Below are 2,937 nucleotides of genomic sequence, written 5' to 3' on the forward strand. Positions count from 1 at the left end.
CGGCCGACTCGGTCGCGGCGGTCACCGGCGAGCGGCCGGGCGTGCGCGGCGTGCCCGCCCGCGCGCTGGCCGACGACGACCCGCAGCTGCTCGACCAGCTTCTCGCGCTGCCCCAGCTCCACCTGATCATCGACGGCTACAACGTGACCAAGTCCGGCTACGGCACCCTCACGCTGGCCGACCAGCGCAACCGCCTCATGACCGGGCTCGGCGGGCTGGTCGCACAGACCCGGGTCGAGGTGACGGTGGTCTTCGACGGCGCCGAGCTCAACGCGCCCGTCCAGGTCGTGGCGCCGCGCGGCGTGCGGGTCCTGTTCAGCGCGCCCGGCGAGATCGCCGACGATCTGATCCGCCAGCTCGTAGGCGCCGAACCCCCCGGCCGGGCGATGGCGGTGGTCTCCTCCGACCGCGAGGTGGCCGAGTCCGTGCGCCGGATGGGAGCCAGACCGGTTCCGTCCGGATTGCTGCTGCGCCGGCTCGGCCGCGCGTAGATTACGAATCTGACGTTTAGGTGAGATCCCACCCGTCACTTCAGTACAATTCGCCCCAGATCTGAACCTGGGAGGCGACACTGTGAGGTTTGGCCGGGTGCCGGTGGCCACAGGACTCACCATCGGGCTGCTGCTCTCCCCGACAGGTGGAGCCCACGCCGACCCCAAGCCCACGATCCGGCAGGCGAAGGCCCGCCTCGCCAAGCTCAACGACAAGGCCGACAAGGTCGTGGACCGCTACAACACGGCCACCGAGAACCTCAAGCAGGCCCAGTCCGCCTACGGCAAGCTGAACGCCAGGTACAAGCGCAAGCTCGCCACGGTCGCCGACCTGCGCCGGCAGGTGATCGCGATGGCCGTCGACACGTACAAGATGGGCGGCGACGTCACCTCTCTGCCCTCCCTGGTCGGATCAGGCGACCCCACCTCCCTGCTGAACAGCGTGGCCCTGGTCGGCCAGCTGTCGCAGGAGCGCGCGGCGACGCTGGCGGCCTTCGACCGGGAGAACCGCGGCCTGAAGGGCGAGCGCGACAAGGCCGAGGACGCCCTCGCCGACGCCGACAAGGAGCGCGACGCGGTCCAGAAGGAACGCGCGGAGGTGCTCAAGCTCATCGCCCAGCAGAAGAAGCTGCTGGAGCGGCTGGGCGCCTACAAGACCGGTGACCCCAACAGCACCGGCATCAGGTACACCGGACCGGCCTCGGGCAACGCGGCGGCGGTGCTCAAGTTCGCCTACGCGCAGGTGGGCAAGCCGTACGTGTTCGGCGGCACGGGGCCGCGCGGCTTCGACTGCTCCGGCCTCACCCAGGCGTCGTGGCGGGCCGCAGGGGTCTCGCTGCCGCGCACCACCTGGCAGCAGTGGGCGTGGGGCGCGAGCCGCAAGGTGGACATCGGCTCCCTCCAGCCCGGTGACCTGATCTTCAGCGAGGGGCTCGGGCACGTGAGCATCTACGCGGGCAACGGCCTGATCGTGCACGCGCCGCAGACGGGCGACGTGGTCAAGGTCGTCAAGCTGAACTCGTACGGCCGCAGGCTCCAGGGCGCCATCCGCCCGTAGCCCTCGCCCGTAGCCCCCGCCGGTACCCCTCCGTGTCGCGCACGGGGCCCAGGGTGGCAGCGGAAAAGAAGTGACGGATGGGCCCTGACAACCGGCCATTTCGTCAACTGTGATAACTGTCACATTTCCATAACGGATCACGCCGTTAAGCAGTGATTCGTTCCCTTACTCCGGCCCTTATCTGATCTTTACGCCTTGGTCGGGGCTTTGCTGAATCGTGATGCTTTGCGTAGCTTCTGGCGTCGCGACCCCAAGCCATGGCGGCGCGATCCGACATCGGTCTTCCGATGACGCGATAGATATCCAGCCGGTCGCCGCCGCCAACCGAACCTCTTCAGGCGGTGACCTGCCGAGTCCGTGCAGCCAGGAGGCACGGAGCCGGGGACCCAACGATCCCTTGTCTTCCCGGGATCAGGGGTGAATCGGCGCATCGCGCGCCGTAGGGCGGCTTCCAGGCCCGAACCCGTCAGCTAACCCGGTAGGCATTGGTGGAAGATCCAAGGAGAAATCCTGTCTACCTCGCAGAACCCCCGTCTGTCCCGCCTTGCCCTGAGTGGCGCAGCGCTCAGCATCACCGTGACGGCCGGAGGTCTGGCCGTCCACGCCCCGACGGCGCAGGCGGCGACGGCGAGCGCATCCGCTTCGGCTTCCACGGCCGCGTCGGCCACCACCGGCGCGTCCACGGAGTATGCGACCGCGAAGAATGCGACCGCCAAGAAGTCACGGGCCGCTCGCCAGCGGGTGAAGGCCCGCACGGCCGTCGCCGTGGCCAGGGACCAGCTCGGTGACCCGTACCGGTACGGAGGTACGGGCCCAGGTGCGTTCGACTGCTCCGGTCTCGTCCAGTACGCCTGGAGAAAGGCCGGGGTGCGCATCCCCCGCGTGACGAACGCCCAGTACGCGCGGATCAAGAAGAAGGTCTCCTTCAAGAGGCTCAGGCCAGGAGACTTGATGTTCTTCCGCGGGTTCGGCCACGTCGGCATGTACGTCGGCAAGGGCAAGATGATCCACTCGCCGCGCACCGGTCAGACGGTACGCGTCGAGAAGCTCAACGGATGGCGCAAGGCGTCGTTCGTGGGCGCGGTACGTCCCGGCGCGTGAGCGCGCGCGAAGACCCTGTCCCGGCTCGCCGGGGCGGGGTCTTCGTGCGCTCGCCGGCCGACTGGCATCAGGCGCCGACTAGCATCAGGCAACGTGTCCGTCCGGGTGAACCGTCGTGCCGCGCTGGCGGGCCTGCTGTCTCTCGCGCTGGCCTGCGCCGACGCGCCCGTCGGGGTGACGGCGCCCTGGCCCGGACAGACCCGGGTCGCCCGGGGCGCACGCTCGCTGGTCCTCGGCCACCGCGACGCGCCCGGGCTGCTCCACGACCTGGCCCGGCGGGCCGACACC

4 protein-coding genes and 1 riboswitch are annotated in these 2,937 nt (G+C 69.5%); all 4 genes read left to right on the top strand.

Annotated features, from left to right (window positions below):
* A partial coding sequence (locus DQW85_RS25055; protein WP_205315387.1) for an NYN domain-containing protein occupies window positions 1-491 on the top strand: 491 nt, incomplete at its 5' end.
* Between the two features lie 97 nt (window positions 492-588).
* On the top strand, window positions 589-1,548 hold the full coding sequence (locus DQW85_RS25060; RefSeq protein WP_113702444.1) for a C40 family peptidase: 960 nt from the start codon (window positions 589-591) through the stop codon (window positions 1,546-1,548).
* A gap of 337 nt (window positions 1,549-1,885) precedes the next feature.
* A riboswitch (cyclic di-AMP (ydaO/yuaA leader) is annotated at window positions 1,886-2,048 on the top strand.
* Between the two features lie 76 nt (window positions 2,049-2,124).
* Complete coding sequence (locus DQW85_RS25065) at window positions 2,125-2,649, top strand: C40 family peptidase (protein WP_240197412.1); 525 nt, start codon at window positions 2,125-2,127, stop codon at window positions 2,647-2,649.
* A gap of 93 nt (window positions 2,650-2,742) precedes the next feature.
* The coding region (locus DQW85_RS25070; RefSeq protein ID WP_162795357.1) for a hypothetical protein at window positions 2,743-2,937 on the top strand (195 nt) is incomplete at its 3' end.

It is taken from the genome of Nonomuraea lactucae, from assembly GCF_003313395.1.
GTDB lineage: Bacteria > Actinomycetota > Actinomycetes > Streptosporangiales > Streptosporangiaceae > Nonomuraea > Nonomuraea lactucae.